Annotated in this window: 14 protein-coding genes; 8 read left to right on the top strand and 6 right to left on the bottom strand. The window is 69.8% G+C overall.

Annotated features, from left to right (window positions below; genetic code table 11):
• The first annotated feature begins 27 nt into the window (after positions 1 to 27).
• Positions 28 to 462 (top strand): SRPBCC family protein, encoded by a 435-nt coding sequence (locus O9K63_RS04640; protein WP_277240992.1) that lies wholly within the window; start codon positions 28 to 30, stop codon positions 460 to 462.
• Positions 463 to 520: 58 nt separating this feature from the next.
• On the opposite strand, the gene O9K63_RS04635 is transcribed toward O9K63_RS04640, so the two are convergent.
• Both O9K63_RS04635 and O9K63_RS04630 read right to left on the bottom strand, forming a co-directional pair.
• Complete coding sequence (locus tag O9K63_RS04635) at positions 521 to 2881, bottom strand: excinuclease ABC subunit UvrA (RefSeq protein ID WP_277240990.1); 2361 nt, start codon at positions 2879 to 2881, stop codon at positions 521 to 523.
• Between the two features lie 25 nt (positions 2882 to 2906).
• On the bottom strand, positions 2907 to 3521 hold the full coding sequence (locus tag O9K63_RS04630; RefSeq protein ID WP_277240988.1) for a TetR/AcrR family transcriptional regulator: 615 nt from the start codon (positions 3519 to 3521) through the stop codon (positions 2907 to 2909).
• Positions 3522 to 3609: 88 nt separating this feature from the next.
• On the opposite strand from O9K63_RS04630, the gene O9K63_RS04625 reads away from it, so the two are divergent.
• The 4 genes from O9K63_RS04625 (at position 3610) to O9K63_RS04610 (ending at position 10725) form a co-directional block, all read left to right on the top strand.
• Positions 3610 to 5103 (top strand): aldehyde dehydrogenase family protein, encoded by a 1494-nt coding sequence (locus O9K63_RS04625; RefSeq protein ID WP_277240986.1) that lies wholly within the window; start codon positions 3610 to 3612, stop codon positions 5101 to 5103.
• A 63-nt stretch (positions 5104 to 5166) separates the two neighbouring features.
• Entirely contained in the window at positions 5167 to 6927 is a 1761-nt protein-coding gene (gene betA / locus O9K63_RS04620) for a choline dehydrogenase (protein ID WP_277240984.1), read from the top strand.
• Complete coding sequence (gene betT, locus O9K63_RS04615; RefSeq protein ID WP_277240982.1) at positions 6924 to 8948, top strand: choline BCCT transporter BetT; 2025 nt, start codon at positions 6924 to 6926, stop codon at positions 8946 to 8948. The genes betA and betT overlap by 4 nt, the downstream gene beginning before the upstream one ends.
• Positions 8949 to 9093: 145 nt before the next feature.
• On the top strand, positions 9094 to 10725 hold the full coding sequence (locus O9K63_RS04610; protein WP_277240980.1) for an AMP-binding protein: 1632 nt from the start codon (positions 9094 to 9096) through the stop codon (positions 10723 to 10725).
• A gap of 68 nt (positions 10726 to 10793) precedes the next feature.
• On the opposite strand, the gene O9K63_RS04605 is transcribed toward O9K63_RS04610, so the two are convergent.
• Positions 10794 to 12038, bottom strand: coding sequence for a mechanosensitive ion channel (locus O9K63_RS04605; protein ID WP_277240978.1), 1245 nt, complete (start codon positions 12036 to 12038; stop codon positions 10794 to 10796).
• Between the two features lie 153 nt (positions 12039 to 12191).
• On the opposite strand from O9K63_RS04605, the gene O9K63_RS04600 reads away from it, so the two are divergent.
• The 3 genes from O9K63_RS04600 to O9K63_RS04590 all read left to right on the top strand — a co-directional run bounded on the left by O9K63_RS04600 (position 12192) and on the right by O9K63_RS04590 (position 15599).
• Positions 12192 to 13271, top strand: coding sequence for a methyltransferase (locus tag O9K63_RS04600; RefSeq protein WP_346771040.1), 1080 nt, complete (start codon positions 12192 to 12194; stop codon positions 13269 to 13271).
• Between the two features lie 89 nt (positions 13272 to 13360).
• Complete coding sequence (gene tdh / locus O9K63_RS04595; RefSeq protein WP_277240975.1) at positions 13361 to 14401, top strand: L-threonine 3-dehydrogenase; 1041 nt, start codon at positions 13361 to 13363, stop codon at positions 14399 to 14401.
• Position 14402: 1 nt separating this feature from the next.
• Entirely contained in the window at positions 14403 to 15599 is a 1197-nt protein-coding gene (locus tag O9K63_RS04590; protein WP_277240973.1) for a glycine C-acetyltransferase, read from the top strand.
• A 1-nt stretch (position 15600) separates the two neighbouring features.
• Here O9K63_RS04590 and O9K63_RS04585 read toward each other — a convergent pair whose 3' ends face one another.
• The 3 genes from O9K63_RS04585 to O9K63_RS04575 all read right to left on the bottom strand — a co-directional run bounded on the left by O9K63_RS04585 (position 15601) and on the right by O9K63_RS04575 (position 18626).
• On the bottom strand, positions 15601 to 16221 hold the full coding sequence (locus O9K63_RS04585) for an L-threonylcarbamoyladenylate synthase (protein WP_277240971.1): 621 nt from the start codon (positions 16219 to 16221) through the stop codon (positions 15601 to 15603).
• Positions 16222 to 16235: 14 nt separating this feature from the next.
• Positions 16236 to 17306 (bottom strand): IS110 family transposase, encoded by a 1071-nt coding sequence (locus O9K63_RS04580; protein ID WP_277240968.1) that lies wholly within the window; start codon positions 17304 to 17306, stop codon positions 16236 to 16238.
• Positions 17307 to 17588: 282 nt separating this feature from the next.
• Positions 17589 to 18626, bottom strand: coding sequence for an ArsO family NAD(P)H-dependent flavin-containing monooxygenase (locus tag O9K63_RS04575; RefSeq protein ID WP_277240966.1), 1038 nt, complete (start codon positions 18624 to 18626; stop codon positions 17589 to 17591).

Genomic DNA, 18626 nt, shown 5'->3' with positions numbered 1-18626 from the left:
CGTGTCACGACGGGCCAGAATCAGCGCATGAGAGTTGATGTCGCGGTCAGTGCCCACATCCCGGCTGCGGTCGAGGACGTGGCCGCCGTGGCGGGCGACCCCGCCCGGGCGCCCGAGTGGTATGCCAACATCCACGCCGTGAGGTGGCGGACCACTCCCCCGGCACGAGTGGGGTCCCGGATGGACTTCCAGGCGCAGTTCCTCGGCCGTCGGCTCGCCTACACCTACGAGATCGTGGAGCTCGAGCCCGGTCGGCGAATGGTCATGCGCACCGCGGACGGTCCGTTCCCGATGGAGACCACCTACACGTGGGAGCCTTCGGACGGTGGAACCCTGATGACGCTTCGCAACCAGGGCGAGCCGCGGGGCTTTTCCAAGGTGGCTGCCCCGATGATGGTCAGGGCGATGAGGTCGGCGATGACCAAGGACCTGGACTGTCTGGCAGTCCTGGTCGCCTCGTGACGCGGCTGCGCCGGCGGCTCAGGCCGAGGTGTCGATGACGCAGAAGAGGTGAGCATGCTCAGCCGCCGACGTAGTCGGCCAGGTGCTCTGCGGTGAGCGTCGAGCGGCCCTCGACGATCTGGCGCGGCGTGCCCTCGAACACGACCCGACCGCCCTCGTGGCCGGCGCCCGGCCCCAGGTCGATGATCCAGTCCGCGTGGGCCATGACCGCCTGGTGGTGCTCGATGACGACGACGGACTTGCCGGAGTCGACGAGCCGGTCGAGCAGACCGAGCAGGTTCTCCACGTCGGCGAGGTGCAGGCCGGTGGTCGGCTCGTCGAGGACGTACACGCCCCCCTTCTCCCCCATCTGCACGGCGAGCTTGAGGCGCTGGCGCTCACCGCCGGAGAGCGCGGTGAGCGGCTGTCCGAGCGTCAGGTAGCCCAGGCCCACGTCGACGAGGCGGGTGAGGATCCTGTGGGCGGCGGGCAGGCTCGTCGGGCCGTCCTTGGCGAAGAAGGCCGCGGCCTCGTCCATCGACATCTCGAGCACGTCGGCGATGTTCTTCCCGGCCAGCTCGAACTCGAGGACCGCGTCCTGGAAGCGCCGTCCCTCGCAGTCCTCGCACGGCGACTCCACCGTGGCCATGACCCCCAGCTCGGTGAAGATCACGCCGGCGCCGTTGCACGTGGGACAGGCTCCCTCGGAGTTGGAGCTGAAGAGCGCGGGCTTGACGTCGTTGGCCTTGGCAAAGGCCTTGCGCACCGGGTCGAGGAGACCGGTGTAGGTCGCGGGGTTGCTGCGACGCGAGCCCTTGATCGCGGCCTGGTCGACGATGACGATGTCGTCGCGGTGGTCGAGCGAGCCGTGGACGAGCGAGCTCTTGCCCGAGCCCGCGACGCCGGTGACGACCACGAGGACACCGAGCGGGATGTCGACGTCGACGTCCTGCAGGTTGTGGGTGTCGGCACCACGGATCTCGAGCGCGCCCGTGGGCTCGCGCACCGTCCCCTTCAGCCGCGCCCGGTCGTCGAGGTGGCGGCCGGTGAGCGTGTCGCTGGAGCGCAGCTCCTCGACCGTCCCCTCGAAGACCACCTCTCCCCCCTTCGCCCCGGCCAGTGGACCGAGGTCGACGGCGTGGTCGGCGACGGCGATCGTCTCCGGCTTGTGCTCGACGACGAGGACGGTGTTGCCCTTGTCCCGCAGACGTAGGAGCAGGTCGTTCATCCGGTCGATGTCGTGCGGGTGCAGCCCGATCGTCGGCTCGTCGAAGACGTAGGTGACATCGGTCAGCGAGGAGCCGAGGTGGCGGATCATCTTGGTCCGCTGCGCCTCGCCCCCGGACAGGGTCCCGGCGGGACGATCGAGCGAGAGGTACCCCAGACCGATCTCGGTGAAGGAGTCGAGCAGGTGGCGCAGGCCCTTGAGCAGCGGCTCGAAACCGGGCTCGTCGAGATCACGCACCCACGCGGCCAGGTCGTTGATCTGCATCCGGCACAGATCGGCGATGCTCTTGCCGTTGATCGTCGACGACCGGGCCTCGGGGGTCAGCCGCGTCCCCTCGCACTCCGGGCAGGTCTGGAAGGTCACCGCCCGCTCGACGAAACGGCGCACGTGCGTCTGCATCGCCTCCGGGTCCTTGGAGAGCATCGACTTCTGGATCTTCGGGATGATGCCCTCGAAGGTGAGGTTGACCCCCTCGACCTTGATCTTCGTCGGCTCGGACCAGAGCATCGTCTCGAGCTGCTTCGTGGTGAAGTCGGCGATGGGCTTGTCCATCGGCAGACCCATGCCCTCGAACAGGCGCCCGTACCAACCGTCCATCGAGTAGCCCGGGACCGTGAGCGCGCCCTCGCGCAGTGACTTGGTCTCGTCGTAGAGGGCGGTGCGGTCGATGTCGCTCACCTGTCCCATGCCCTCGCAGCGCGGGCACATGCCCCCGAGGTAGACCGCCTGCCTGACCGCCTTCTTCTCCACACGCCCCCCGGCCTTCTCCGTCGACATCATCCCGCTCGCCCTGCGGGTGGGGACGTTGAAGGAGAAGGCGGTCGGTGGCCCGACGTGGGGCTCGCCCAGGCGCGAGAAGAGGATGCGCAGCATCGCGTTGGCGTCCGTCGCGGTGCCCACCGTCGAGCGCGGGTTGGCACCCATGCGCTCCTGGTCGACGATGATCGCCGTGGTCAGCCCCTCGAGGTGGTCGACCTCGGGCCGGGCGAGCGAGGGCATGAATCCCTGCAGGAAGGCGCTGTACGTCTCGTCGATGAGGCGACGCGACTCGGCTGCGATCGTGCCGAAGACGAGCGAGCTCTTGCCCGACCCGGACACCCCGGTGAAGACGGTCAGCCGGCGCTTCGGGAGGTCGACACTGATGTCCTTGAGGTTGTTCTCCCGGGCGCCCTCGACGCGGATGAGATCGTGGCTGTCGGCGGTGGTGGTCATCGGCACTCCGGGGACGGGGGCGGGTCTACTCCTCCGATCCAAGCAGATCCGGCCGCCCCTCCCCCACCACCGACGCCACGAGAGTTCGGGCGACGCGCTCTCCACGAGCGATCGCCGTCTCCTGGTCGCCGCGCAGCATCCCGGTGAGGGTGCCGAGATAGGCGACGGCCACCTGGTCGGCCAGCTCCTGGGCGCGCTCCTCGCCGGCCACCTCCCCCGCGAATGCGCGCAACCGGGCGTGGAGGAGCTCGTCCTCGGCCTCGAGCATCTCGGCGACCCCCTCGGGTGGGCGATCCATCGCCGCAGCGGTCCCGCTGAAGGCGCACCAACGCTCCTCGAGCCGCTCGCGCTGGTAGTGGCGCAGCGCCGGGAAGATCGCGAACAGCCGACCGGTCGGCGAGTCGGCCGCCGCGATGGCCGCGTCCCACGCCTGCGTCCAGTCCGCGAGCCGGCGCTCGAGCGCGGCGGCGATCAGACCGTCCTTGTTGCCGAAGTTCGAGTACAGCGTCGCGGCCGAGGCGTGGGCCCGCTTGAGGATCACGTCGACCGGGGTCAGCACGACACCGTCGACGAACATCAGCTCGTCGGCGGCGGCGAGCAGGCGCTCCCGAGCCGGACGCTTGCGGACGTGGCTGGTCATGGTCACACCCTAACCGTAACGCGCGTTTCGGTTACTGGTGAAACGTGCGTTACTGTCGACGCGACCCCGAGTCGACCGAAGGAGTCCCATGACGACGCTGCACATCGCCGGCGAATGGCGCACCGCCGTTTCCGGTGAGACCCGAGAGATCACCTGTCCCGCTGACGGATCCGTGGTCGTGACCGTGGACGAAGGGGGCGTGGCCGACGCCCAGGACGCCGTCCGGGCCGCACGGGCGGCCTTCGACAACGGCCCGTGGCCGAACACCCCGGCGCCCGAGCGCGCCGCCCTGCTGCACCGCCTCGCCGACCGGCTGGAGCGCGAGCTCGACGACGTCGCCCGCCTCGAGTCGCAGGACACCGGCAAGCGCTTCGTCGAGTCGCGCATGGACATGCAGGACATCGTCGCGGTCTTCCGCCACTTCGCCGCACTGGCGCAGGCCGAGGCCGGCCGCGTCGTCGACCCGGGCACCCCGGACGTCTCCTCGCGGATCGTCCACGAGCCCGTCGGCGTCTGCGCGATGATCACGCCGTGGAACTTCCCGCTGCTGCAGACGGCGTGGAAGGTCGCGCCGGCCCTGGCCGCGGGCAACACCTTCGTCCTCAAGCCGAGCGAGCTCACCCCGCAGACCGCCATCTGGCTCGTGCGCACGCTCGTCGAGGAGGGCCTGCCCGACGGCGTCGCCAACCTCGTGCTGGGCCCGGGGTCGACCGTCGGCGCGACGATGACCAGCGCCCCCGAGGTCGACCTCGTGTCGTTCACCGGTGGTCTCGAGACCGGCCGCACGATCATGGCCGCGGCAGCCGGCACGGTGAAGAACATCGCCCTCGAGCTCGGCGGCAAGAACCCGAACATCATCTTCGCCGACGCGGACATGGATGCCGCGATCGACAACGCCCTCACGGCGATCTTCCTCGACTCGGGCCAGGTCTGCTCTGCCGGGTCACGACTGATCGTCGAGGACTCCGTGCACGACCGGGTCGTCGACGAGCTCGTGCGGCGGGCGGGGACCATCCGGATGGGCGGACCCTTCGACGAGGACGCCGAGACCGGACCGCTCATCAGCGAGGACCACCGCCGCAAGGTCGAGGCGTACGTCGAGGCGGCCGTGGCCGAGGGAGCGGTCCTGCGCTGCGGCGGCGAGCGCCCCGGAGGCGACCTCGCGGCCGGAAGCTACTACCCCCCGACGATCCTCGACGAGTGCACCGCCGACATGTCCTGCGTGCAGGACGAGTCCTTTGGTCCGGTGCTCACGGTGGAGACCTTCACCGGCGAGTCCCCCGAGGCCCGCGAGGAGGCCGCCGTCTCCCTGGCCAACGACACGATCTACGGTCTCGCCGGCGCCGTGTGGACGGAGAACGCCGGCCGTGCCGAGCGGGTCTCGCGCCGCCTGCGCCACGGGACGATCTGGATCAACGACTTCCACCCCTACGTCCCGGCCGCCGAGTGGGGCGGCATGAAGCAGTCCGGCATCGGGCGCGAGCTCGGCCTGGCCGGCCTGCACGAGTACCAGGAGAGCAAGCACATCTGGCACAACAGTCGACCGGCCACCACTGGGTGGTTCGGCGACGAGCAGGCCTGACCGGGCCCGAGAAGTACCGACCACACGCCATCGCGTTCGCCACACGCACGACGGAAGGACCCCATGAAACAGCGCTATGACTACGTCATCGTCGGAGGAGGCTCGGCCGGCTCCGCGCTGGCCAACCGGCTCAGCTCGGACGAGAGCACGAGCGTGCTCGTGCTCGAGGCAGGGCGGGCGGACTTCATCGCCGACCCGCTGATCCACATGCCGGCCGCACTGATGTTCCCGGCGGGAAACCCGTTGTACGACTGGGCCTACGAGAGCGACCCCGAGCCGCACATGGGCGGTCGCCGCGTCAAGCACGCCCGCGGCAAGGTCCTCGGTGGCAGCTCGAGCATCAACGGCATGATCTTCCAGCGCGGCAACGCGGGTGACTTCGACAAGTGGGCCACCTTCGACGGCATGGAGCACTGGGACTACGCCCACTGCCTGCCCTACTTCAAGCGGATGGAGACCACGACCGCCGGCGCCGACGCCTGGCGTGGCGGCGCCGGTCCGCTCACCCTCGAGCGCGGACCCGCCTCCAGCCCGCTCTTCCAGGCCTTCTTCGAGGCGACGGAGCAGGCCGGGTTCGCCCGCACGGACGACGTCAACGGCTACCGCCAGGAGGGCTTCGCCCCCTTCGACCGCAATGTGTCCAAGGGCAGCCGGATGTCGGCCTCCCGGGCCTACCTGCGTCCCATCCGTGACCGCAAGAACCTCGACATCACCACCCTCGCGACCGTCACCACGCTGCGCTGGCAGGGCAATCGCGTCACCGGCGTCGACTTCGTGCGCGCCGGTAAGCGCCACCACTCCGTGGACGCCGGCGAGGTCATCCTCTGCGGCGGCGCCTTCAACACCCCCCAGCTGCTGCAGCTGTCCGGCGTCGGTGACCCGGAGACCCTGCGCGCCGCGGGTGTCACGCCGCACATCGACCTGCCCGGAGTCGGCGAGAACCTCCAGGACCACCTCGAGGTCTACCTGCAGCACGAGAGCCTGCAGCCGGTCTCCATCGCGCCGTGGTTGAAGAAGTGGAAGGCGCCGTACATCGGTGCCGAGTGGCTCTTCCTCAACCGCGGGGTCGGCGCCTCGAACCACTTCGAGGGCGGTGGCTTCATCCGCACCAACGACGACGTCGCGTACCCGAACCTGATGTTCCACTTCCTGCCCATCGCCGTGCGTTACGACGGCACCGCCGCGGGCGGCAAGCACGGGTACCAGGTGCACATCGGCCCGATGAACTCCGACGTGCGCGGCCACGTGCGGATCAAGAACGACGACCCGTTCACCAAGCCGGGCATCCTCTTCAACTACCTCTCGACCGAGCGCGACCGCCGGGAGTGGGTCGAGGTCGTGCGCGCCGCTCGGCACATCCTCGACCAGCCGGCCTTCGCCCCCTTCGACGGGGGCGAGATCTCCCCCGGCCCGGGCGTCGAGACCGACCAGGAGATCATCGACTGGGTCGCGCAGGACGCCGAGACGGCACTGCACCCCTCGTGCAGCGCCAAGATGGGGACCGACGAGATGGCAGTGGTCGACCCCACGACGATGAAGGTGCACGGCACGGAGGGGCTGCGCGTCGTGGACGCCTCCGTCTTCCCGACCATCACCAACGGCAACATCTACGCGCCGGTGATGATGGTGGCGGAGAAGGCCGCCGACCTCATCGCCGGGAACACCCCCCTCGCCGCCGAGCATCCGCCGGTGTATCGCGCGAACGAGGGGATGCCGCTCTACCCCGAGGGCGACCCGCGCAACCACGCGTGGAACTCCCGGGACCACCTGCCGAGCGCCCTGGACGCCATGCAGAGCGCGTCGACGAAGGGAGATGAGCAGTGAGCGCGACCGACACCTCGATCGACCCCGAGCTGAGTGCGGACCGCCCGAGCGCACCCCGCGTCAAGACGACCGTGCTCGCGGTCTCCGGGGCGTTCATCGGCCTGATCGCCGTCTGGGCGCTCGTCGCCCCCGGCTCCGCCGAGAGCACCCTCGGCACCCTCGTCACCCGGATCGGTGACTGGTTCGGGTGGTTCTACATCGCCCTGGCGACGGTCATCCTGGTCTTCGTCGTCTACGTCGGCGTCCGGTACGCCCGCGTCCGCCTGGGCGACGAGGACGACCGCCCGGAGTTCTCCACCTTCGCCTGGGCCGCCATGCTCTTCGCCGCCGGTATCGGCACCGACGTGATGTTCTTCGCCGTCGCCGAGCCCGCCAGCCAGTTCCTCGCACCCCCGCAGGGCGAGGGTGGCACGGTGGAGGCCGCGCGTGAGGCGACCGTGTGGACCCTCTTCCACTACGGCATCACCGGCTGGGGCATGTACGCACTCATGGGCGTCGCCCTCGGCTACTTCGCGCACCGCAAGAAGTTGCCCCTGGCCGTGCGCTCCGCGCTGTACCCGATCTTCGGCAAGCGCATCCGCGGACCGATCGGTGACACCGTCGACATCGCCACGATCCTCGGCACGATCTTCGGTGTCGCCACCTCGTTGGGCATCGGCGTCGTCATGCTCAACGTCGGCCTCGGCGTACTGTTCGACGTCCCGCAGGGCATCCCCGCGCAGGTGGGCCTCGTCGTGCTCGCGGTCGCCGTCGCGACGGTCTCCGCCACCACGGGCGTCGACCGCGGCATCCGCATCCTCAGCCAGCTCAACGTCATCCTGGCCATCCTGCTCGCGCTGTGGATCCTCGTGACCGGCAACACGACCTTCCTCCTGCGAGCCATCACGATGAACGTCGGGGACTTCGTCTCGATGTTCCCCGGGATGACCCTGGACACGATGGCCTTCGACCACCCGGCCGAGTGGATGAACCTGTGGACCCTCTTCTTCTGGGCCTGGTGGGTCGCCTGGGCATCCTTCGTCGGGATGTTCCTCGCGCGCATCTCCAAGGGCCGCACGATCGGGCAGTTCATGTTCGGCACCCTGACGATCCCCTTCAGCTACATCGTCATGTGGGTCTCGATCTTCGGCAACTCCGCCGTCAAGCAGATCGCCGACGGCGACGCCGCCTTCGGCGACCTCGCGATGAACCAGCCCGAGGAGGGCTTCTACACCCTGCTGCAGCAGTACCCGGGCGCCTTCTTCCTCGTGGGTCTGGCCACCTTCGTCGGACTGCTCTTCTACGTGACGTCGGCCGACTCCGGGGCGCTCGTCATGGCGAACCTGACCTCCGACCTGCCCGACAGCGAGACCGATGCCCGGGCGTGGTTGCGCATCGTGTGGGCGGTCGCGACCGGCGTCCTGACCATCGCGATGCTCGTCGTCGGCGGGATCGTCGCCCTGCAGTACGCGACGATCATCATGGGGCTGCCGTTCGCGGTCGTGATGATCCTGGTCATGGTCGGCCTGCACAAGGCTCTCGAGGCCGAGCGGGCCCAGTTCGACGCTGCCCGGTTGTCGCTGGCCACGCACCTGGCCGGCCAGGAGACCAGCCACCGGACATCCTGGCGGCAGCGGTTGTCGCACAGCTTCGGCACCGTCTCCCTCAAGCGCGCGAACGAACGTCTCGCGACGGTGGTGGTCCCGGCGCTGAACGAGGTCGCCACGGCCATGGAGGCCGAGGGCCACGTCGCCCACGTCGCCGTGACCGACGGGACGCCGGACACGCCGGGCTCGGCCCAGCTGGTCATCGGCGAGGGGGCCACCCCCTTCGTCTGGTCCGTCCGCGCCCGCCGGGTGCCCGCACCCAGCTACGGGGCCCGCATGCTCGAGGCCGACGACCGCACCACGCGGCTCGAGGTCGCCCTCCCCAGCGGCGGGGGGTACGACGTCTTCACCTACAGCGGTGAGGAGATCTGCCACGACGTGCTGGACCACTTCGAGCGCTGGACCGTCGCCGGGACGCTGACCGAGCAGGTCTGACGCACCCGCCCGCAGGGGCCGGGCCGTGACCGACGTGGTCACGGCCCGGCCCTCGTACGATCGGGCGCGGTGTGGACGACCCCGGAGCCGCACGGCGGGTGGCAGGGTGGGCACATCGCACCGTCACGACCACGGAGGAGTCGACGTGACCGAACCCGCCCAGCCCTCGTACACCTCGGGGATCTGCGACGAGCCCCTGCTCGGCGACACCATCGGGGCCAATCTCGAGCGCACCACGGCCACCCACGGCGCCCGGGAGGCGCTCGTCGACGTCCCGAGCGGTCGTCGCTGGACCTACGACCAGCTGCTCGCCGACACCGACGCGCTCGCCAAGGGGCTGATGGCCACGGGGATCGCGGCCGGTGACCGCGTCGGCATCTGGTCGCCCAACTGCCCGGAGTGGACGCTGCTGCAGTACGCCACGGCCCGCATCGGGGCGATCCTGGTCAACGTCAACCCGGCGTACCGCTCGCACGAGCTGACCTACGTGGCCAAGCAGTCGGGCATGCGGATGCTCGTCAGCGCCACCACGCACAAGACCTCCGACTACCGGTCGATGGTCGAGGAGGTGCGCCCGGACCTGCCGTCCCTGACCGACGTGGTTTACATCGGTGAGTCGTCCTGGGACGACCTGGTGGCCGCTGGCAGCCGGGTCACCGACGAGGAGCTGGCCGAGCGCGGCAGGGGCCTGGGCCCCGACGACCCGATCAACATCCAGTACACCTCCGGCACGACCGGTTTCCCCAAGGGCGCGACCCTGAGCCACCACAACATCCTGAACAACGGGTACTTCGTCGGCGAGATGATCGGTTACACGGAGCAGGACCGCATCTGCATCCCGGTGCCCTTCTACCACTGCTTCGGCATGGTCATGGGCAACCTCGCAGCCACCTCCCACGGCGCCTGCATGGTCATCCCGGCCCCCTCCTTCGACCCGGTCGCCACCCTCGAGGCCGTCGCCCGGGAGCAGTGCACCTCGCTCTACGGCGTCCCGACGATGTTCATCGCCGAGCTGGACCTGCCCGACTTCGCCGACCACGACCTGAGCAGCCTGCGCACCGGGATCATGGCCGGGTCCACGTGCCCCGTCGAGGTCATGAGGCGTGTCGTCGCCGAGATGAACATGTCCGAGGTCGCCATCAGCTACGGCATGACCGAGACCTCCCCGGTCTCGACGATGACCCGGATGGACGACGACCTGACCCGACGCACCGAGACCGTCGGCCGCTCGATGCCACACATCGAGACCAAGATCGTCGACCCGGTGACCGGTGTCCCACTCCCCCGCGGCGAGGCCGGTGAGCTGTGCACGCGCGGCTACAGCGTCATGCTCGGCTACTGGGACCAGCCGGACAAGACCGCCGAGGCCGTCGACGCGGCCCGGTGGATGCACACGGGCGATGTGGCGACCATGGACGAGCACGGCTACGTGACCATCGTCGGCCGGATCAAGGACCTCGTCATCCGCGGCGGGGAGAACATCTACCCGCGCGAGGTCGAGGAGTTCCTCTACACCCACCCGGCGATCGCCGACGTGCAGGTCATCGGGGTCCCCGACGACAGGTACGGCGAGGAGCTCATGGCGTGGGTCGTCCTCTCGCCCGGGACGCAGTCCCTCACCGCGGAGGAGGTGCGTGAGTTCGCCACCGGCAGGCTCGCCCACTACAAGATCCCCCGGTACGTGCACGTCACCGACCAGTTCCCGATGACCGTCACGGGCAAGGTCCGCAAGGTCGAGATGCGCGAGCGCGCGAGCGAGATCCTCGAGCGGGGGTAGGTGGACGATGAAGGGGGCGGGGTGCCGGTGTCCCGGCGCCCGCCCCCTTCGTCAGCTGCGGTGGTTGGTCACAGCTGGTGACGATCCTCGTGCGAGCGCGCCTCGGCCTTGGCCGAGAGCCGCTCGAGCTGACGGGCGGCCTGGTCGCGACCACCCAGCCCGAAGGCCAGCGCCGCGGCCGCGGCGCCACCGACGACGAGGGCGCCGAAGCCGAGCTCGATGATCGAGTCGGCGATGCCCATGTACTTCAGGCCCATGGCGACGAAGAGCACGATCGTGGCGTACTTGACGATCGTCGCGCCGACACCGGAGAGCATCCTCGCCAGCAGGTTGGCGATGAAGAAGCCGGCCGCGATGATCGCCGCACCGAAGATGACCCTGCCGCCGAGCTCGATGACCTCGCTGAGGAAGTTCGTGATCTGCGGGAAGTTCAGCAGCTGGGCCGCCATGACGGCGAAGAACAGCACGATGCCGATCTGGACGATCTTGGCGATGGTCGGGACGACCCTGGTGCCCTCCGGCAGGACGTCCACGGACGCCAGCTGACGGTCGACACCGATGCCGTCCAGGAGCTGACGGAGCAGGTCGCCGGCGAAGCGGGCGATGAACACGCCCAGGGCGAGCATGATGCCGGCCGCGATGATGTTCGGGATCGCGTCGAAGATCGTCTGCAGCATCTGCTCCGCCGGCTGCGAGATGGACCTGATGCCCAGGATCTGCAGGGCGGCGATCGCCACGACGATCATGATCAGCGCGTAGAGGACGATGCCGACGACCTTCGGGATGGACTCGGCGACGCCGTCCTCCGCGGGCCGGGCGTTCGGCGGGGGCGGGGTGGCGCCCTCAGGGCGTGCGGTCGGGCTGCCGGGGATGCTGCTGGCCTTCGACTCCGCGGTGCTGAACCACTTCTCGAACGGGACCGCGCCCAGCGCCGTCTCGACGAGCTGGCGCACGACCTTCGCCAGGAGTGCGCCGACGACGAAGACGACGATCGCGCCGATGAGGTTCGGCAGGAAGCCGAGGACACCGTCGAGCAGCGACTGGATCGGCGCGAGCGCAGCGCTCAGGCCGAGGAGCTGGAGCAGGGCGACGAGGCCGAACATCCAGACCAGGAGGGAGGCGATGGAACCAAGGGTCGCACCGATGCTGGTGCCGTCGGCGCCGGCCTTCTGCAGGGCGGGCACCTTGGTCGCGAGCTTGGTGAACAGCTTCTTCACGACCAGGGCGACGATCCATGTGACCACCAGGATGGCGATCGCTGCGAGGACGGTGCCGAGCAGTGACCCCCAGTCCGTGTTGTTGAGGAAATCCATGATGAGCTCCTTGTGTGGGCCGGACACTTCGACGGTATCCGCCTTCAGGCCCGTGTGGCGGGAGAGCGACGCACCATCACTACCCCGCCGGTAGCCTCTGACACCGTGCAGTGCCCTCATTTCGACCGCGGGTCGTGCGGATCGTGCGCCCTCATGGGCACGCCCTACAGCGAGCAGGTGCGCGACCTCGCCGACGAGCTCGTGGTGCGGCTGGGGTCGTTCGCGCCCCCCGAGGTGTGGCAGCCCCCCTTCGTGGGGCCGGAGTCGGGCTTCCGCAACAAGGCGAAGCTGGCCGTGGGCGGCAGCAGGCAGGACCCGACCTTCGGCATCCTCGATGCGCAGTTCCGTGGCGTGGACCTGCGGGACTGCGGGCTCTACGAACCCGCCCTCGCGCAGGCGCTGCCGGGCCTGACCGCGACCGTGGCCGGGCTGGGCCTGGTGCCCTTCGACGTGGCGGTCCGCTCCGGCGAGCTGAAGCACCTGCTCGTCACGGCCAGCCCGGACGGGGAGCTGATGGCGCGCTTCGTGCTGCGCTCCCCCGGACAGCTGCCGCGCATCCGGCAGGGGCTGTCGTCCCTGCGGGCCGCGGTCCCGGGCCTGCGCGTGGTCTCCGCCAACATCCAGCCCGAGCACAAGGCCGTCCTCGAGGGCGAGGAGGAGATCGTGCTCACCGAGGAGGACTCCTTGGCCATGCGGTTGGACGACATCACCTTCGGGCTGCGACCGCGCAGCTTCTTCCAGACCAACAGCGTCGTCGCGGCCGGCCTCTACCGCCAGGCCCGCGACTGGGTGGCCGAGACGGACCCGGCACGCGTCCTCGACCTGTACTGCGGCGTCGGCGGCTTCGCGCTCAACGCCGCGATGGCGAAGGGGGCGGGCTCGCGCCGCGTCGAGGGGGTCGAGGTCGCGCCCGATGCCGTGGCGAGCGCCCGTGCCGCGGCTGCCGATCTGGGAGTGGCCGCCGACTTCCGCGTCGGCGACGCCGGTGCCCTCGAGGACGTCGCCGCGGAGCTGGTCGTCGTCAACCCGCCGCGCCGTGGCATCGGGGCGCAGCTGTGCGCGGCGCTCGAGGCGGCGGCACCCGCGCACGTCATCTACTCCAGCTGCAATGCCACGACCCTGGCCCGTGACCTGGCCGACCTGCCCGGGTACCGGGTCGAGCGCGCCCGGATGTTCGACATGTTCCCCCAGACCCGCCACCACGAGGTCATGGTTCTGCTGACGCGACGGTGACCACACCGTGGGACCCTCTTCGTCGCACCTCAGGACGGCGCTCGCTAGTGTCGTGACGACGGTCACCCCCGTTCCACGACAGGAGAACAATGCGAGCACTGGTCAAACCCCGACCCGGCCCCGGCCTCGAGCTGGTCGACGTCCCCGAACCCACCCCCGGCCCCGACGAGGTGAAGATCCGCGTCCTGCGCGCCGGTCTGTGCGGGACCGACCTCCACCTGCACGGCTGGGACGAGTGGGCGGCGGGTGCCGTGCCGACGACTCCGCAGGTCATCGGTCACGAGTTCTACGGCGAGGTCGTCGAGGTCGGTGCGACGGTGACGGGCGTCGCCGTCGGTGACCGTGTCTCCGGGGAGGGCCACCTCGTGTGCGGCTCGTGCCGCAACTGCCGCGCCGGCCGTCGCCACCTGTGCATCAACACCGTCGGCATCGGCGTCAACCGTGACGGCGCCTTCGCCGACTACGTCGTCATCCCGGCCTCCAACGCCTGGGTGCACACCGACGACATCGATCCGAACCTCGGCGCGATCTTCGACCCCCTCGGCAACGCCGTCCACACCACCCTGTCCTTCCCGCTGGCCGGCGAGGACGTTGTCATCACCGGAGCCGGACCGATCGGCGTCATGGCCGCTGCCATCGCCCGGCACGTGGGCGCCCGGTACATCGCGGTCACCGACCTGTCCGACCACCGCCTGACGCTGGCCAAGGGCGCGGGAGCCGACCTCCTCGTCAACGCCGCGTCCTCGAACCTCGCGCAGGCCATGCGGGAGCTGGGCATGAAGGAGGGCTTCGACGTCGGGCTGGAGATGTCGGGCGCTCCCCCGGCCGTGGCCGACATGCTCGACAACCTCAACCACGGGGGCCGCATCGCCATGCTCGGCCTGCCGAAGGACCCCTACCCGATCGACTGGTCGAAGGTCATCACCCACATGGTCACGATCAAGGGGATCTACGGCCGCGAGATGTACGACACCTGGTACACGATGAGCGCGATGCTCTCGACCTCCCCCACCCTGCGGGAGACCGTCTCGTCGGTCATCACCCACCGCTTCCCCGCACAGCAGTGGGAGGACGCGTTCGCCACCGCCGCCTCGGGAGAGTGCGGCAAGGTCATCATGGACTGGAGCTGAGATGTACGGATTCAAGGACGAGCTGACCGCGACCCTGCAGCAGATCCGCGACGACGGGCTGTGGAAGGACGAGCGTGAGCTGACCAGCCCGCAGCAGGCGCACATCACCACCGCCAGGACGCAGGCGCTGAACTTCTGCGCCAACAACTACCTCGGCCTCGCCGACCACCCCGATGTGCTCGCCGCGGCGACGCAGTCGCTGCAGGAGTGGGGCTTCGGGATGGCGAGCGTGCGCTTCATCTGCGGCACGCAGGAGCTGCACACGCGGCTGGAGGCCGCGCTCTCGGACTTCCTCGGGACCGAGGACACGATCCTCTACTCCAGCTGCTTCGACGCCAACGGCGGTGTCTTCGAGGTGCTCTTCGGTGAGGAGGACGCGATCATCTCCGATGCCCTCAACCACGCCTCGCTCATCGACGGGATCCGGCTGAGCAAGGCGGCCCGTTACCGCTACGCCAATGCCGACATGGACGACCTGCGGGCCCAGCTGGAGGCGGCGAAGGGGGCGCGCCGCACCGTCATCGTCACCGACGGGGTCTTCTCCATGGACGGCTACCTCGCGCCACTGGAGCAGATCTGCGACCTCGCGGACGAGTACGGGGCCATGGTGCTCGTCGACGACTCGCACGCCGTCGGGTTCGTCGGCGAGGGCGGCCGGGGCACCCCGGAGGCGTGCGGCGTGATGGACCGCGTGGACCTGCTCACCGGCACCCTGGGCAAGGCCCTCGGGGGTGCCAGCGGTGGGTACGTCGCCGGACCGGCGGAGGTGGTCGCCCTGCTTCGCCAGCGATCCCGGCCCTACCTCTTCTCCAACGCCGTCGCCCCCGTGGTGGCCGCCGGCTCGCTCAAGGCCATCGAGATCGCCCGCACCTCCGAGGAGGCCCGTGCTGCCCTGCGGCGCAACACCGCGCTCTTCCGGGAGCTGATGACCGAGGCCGGCTTCGACCTGCTCCCGGGCGAGCACCCGATCACGCCGGTCATGTTCCCCGGCGAGGACGGCGCCCGGCAGGCGGGGCAGGTCGCAGAGGTCATGCTCGAGCACGGCGTGTACGTCATCGCCTTCTCCTACCCGGTCGTGCCCAAGGGCGCGGCCCGCATCCGGGTCCAGCTCTCGGCGGCGCACAGCGAGGAGGACGTGCGCACCTGCGTCGCCGCCTTCGTCGCGGCCCGCGAGCAGGTGCTCGGCGGGGCCGGCTGACTCACTCGAAGGGGGTCGGGTCGCCCGCCCCGCGGCGGGCGATCTCGGCACCGTCCCCGGAGAGGTCGACGACGGTGGTCGGCTCGGTGGTCACCTCACCGGCGTCGATGACGATGTCGACCTGGTGGTCGAGGGCCTCCTTGACGTCCCAGCCGAAGGTCGGGGTCTTGTCGTCGCCCGGCAGGAGCAGGGTCGAGATGAGCATCGGGTCGCCGAGGCCCTCGAGCAGGGCCTGCGACAGCGGGTGGCTGGGGATGCGCACCCCCACCGTCTTCTTCTTCTGGTGGAGCAGACGGCGGGGCACCTCCTTCGTCGCCGGGAGGATGAAGGTGTACGGGCCGGGAGTGGCCGCCTTGACCGCCCGGAAGACCGAGTTGTCGATGTGGACGAGCTGGCCGAGCTGTGCGAAGTCCGCGCACAGCAGCGTGTAGTGGTGCTTGTCGTCGAGCTTGCGGATGTCGCGGATGCGGTCCTTGATCTCCTGGTCGTCGAGGCGTCCGCCCAGGGCATAGCCCGAGTCGGTGGGAAAGGCGACGAGCGCGCCCTCACGCAGGCGCTCGACGACCTTCCCGACCCTGTGCGGTTGCGGATCGTCCGGGTGAACTTCGACAAAAGTGGCCATGCGTTTCTCCTATGTCAAGCGGCGGCCGCGAGTCCAGTCGCGTTCGTTGCTTGGTCGGTGGTCAGGTGGTGGAAGACGACGCGTGCGAGGCGTCGTTTGAGGCAGCGCAGGGCTTCGCGGTTGGACATTCCTTCGGCCTTCTTCTTCTCGTAGTACGCCTTGCCCAAGGAGCCTTGCAGACGGACTTGGGTGATGGCGATGCGGTGCAGTGCGGCGTTGAGCTGACGGTTGCCCGAGCGGGTCATGCGCACCCGTCCGGCGGTGTTGCCCGACCAGACGGGGATCGGCGCGGCGCCGGCGTGCCGGGCGAAGGCGGCCTCGCTGTGGAAGCGTGATGCGCCGGCGGACTCGCCGATCAGCTTGGCCGCGGTCAAGGGCCCGACCCCGGGCATCGCCAGCAGCGTCGGCGCCGCCTGCGCGGTCAGGTCGGCGATGCGCTTGGCGTAGCTCTTGGCCCGGGCCGTCAGGGCGATGACGTCGTCGAGCTCTTCCAGCGCCAGCTCGGCCACGACCCCATCGAGGATGAGCAGCCAGGTGCGCAGGGCCTGCTGGTGCTTGGCCAGGTCCAGCGAGCGGGCCTTGGGCGCGTGTGCAGGGTCCAGCTCGTGCACGCGCCACAGCAGCGAGTTGATCGTCGCTGTCCGTTGTGCCACAAGCGTTTCGCGGCGGTCGACCAGCAGCTTCAGCTCCCGGGACGCCTCATCATGCGTAGCCACAGGAAGGCTGGGTTCACGCAGGTAGGCCCGCGCCACCGCCAAGGCGTCAATCGGGTCCGACTTGCCCCGCGTGCGCGCCACCCGACGCTGCTCGGCCATCATCTTCGGCGGCACCCGCACCACCTGCTGCCCGGCGGTGAGCAGGTCCCGCTCCAGCCGGGCGGACAGGTGCCGGCAGTCCTCGATCGCCCACACGATCTCGTCCCCGAACCGTTCCCGGGCCCAGGCCAGCGCCTTGCGGTGGCCCTCGGTGACGGCCGGGACGGTGATCTGTCCGACCTGCTTGCCGACCGGGTCGACCGCGACGAATGTGTGCGAACGCTTGTGGACATCGGCTCCAACAACAACCATGGTGGTTGCCTCCTTCACCTGATCAGTGACTGGACGGTTGGGCCGGTCGGCGGACACATCTCAGTGGGGGCGATGCCACGCTCCTATCAAGTCACGCCGGCCGGTCCTTCACACCGGGTGCCGGCAAAACGCATGACCATCAGCCCGAAGGCGACAGCAACCCTAAGAGCCAGACACCCGGTGCTCAGGATCCAACCACCGCGGGAGCGGCACCATCACCCTGACACTGAGCCAACCCTAGGATCGCTGCGGGACAAATGACATGGTCATGGCGGATTCATGCACCCACGGTGCAGCGGATCAGTCCGACAGCTCGGCCGCCAGGGCGGCGGCGAGGGCTTTCGCCGTCCGCCCGACGCCGATGAGCGTGGCGGAGGCCGGGCCGGTCCAGTCGCCGTACCCCACGAAGCACACCCGTGGATCCTTGACCGAGCGGTTGTCCACCACGTCCGGGATGCCCTTGGCGGTGCGCAGCCCCAGGGAGCGGAGGTGGCGCAGCGCCGGCCGGAAGCCGGTGCACCAGATCACGGCATCGAGGTCGAGGTGCCCACGGCCGATGACGGCACCCTCCGGTGTCATCCGGTCGAACATCGCACGCAGGCGCAGCGCCCCCTTCGCCCGGGCCTCCCGCACCTGCGGCAGCGCGACGATGTTGCCGACGAACTCGGCCTCCGCATCGCCCTCCCCGAGGCGGGCGGTGGCCTGGGCGAAGAGATGCCGGCCGTCGACGTCGTCGGGCAGGAAGCGCAGTCGCCGGGCCGAGACCAGGGAGAGCTGCTGCGCGTGGTCGACCAGGTCCGCGGTGATCTGCACGCCGGAGTTTCCCCCGCCGACGACGGCGACGCGTTGTCCCGCGAAGGACTGGGGACCGCGGTACCACGCGCTGTGCAGCTGCCGGCCCCGGAAGTCCAGCGCCCCCTCCACCTGCGGGACGAAGGGAGCGGCCCACGTGCCGGTGGCGTTGACGACGTACCGCGCGCGCAGGACCCCACGGTCGGTCACCACCTCGAGGTGCTCGTGGAGCGACCGTACGTCCGTGACACGCACGGGGCGCTCGACGGGCAGGTCGTAGCGTCGCTCGTACTCGGCGAGGTAGTCCAGCGCGTGGGCGACCGGCGGGAAGGTGTCGGGGTGGGGCGGCATCGGCCACCCGGGCAGCGAGGAGTGCGCCGTCGAGGAGAAGAGCCGCAGTGAGGGCCACGTGGCCCGCCAGGCGCCGCCGGAGGACTCCTGATCGTCGAGGATGACGTGGTCCAGACCGGCTCGTCGCAGGTGGTACCCGCACGCCAGCCCCGCCTGTCCCCCGCCGATGACCGCGATGTCGACGTCGGTGCGCAT

This window comes from Janibacter cremeus (genome assembly GCF_029395675.1).
Lineage (GTDB): Bacteria > Actinomycetota > Actinomycetes > Actinomycetales > Dermatophilaceae > Janibacter > Janibacter cremeus_A.
The sequence above is the reverse complement of the archived record's forward strand: the minus strand, read 5'-3'. Positions and strand labels throughout refer to the sequence as shown.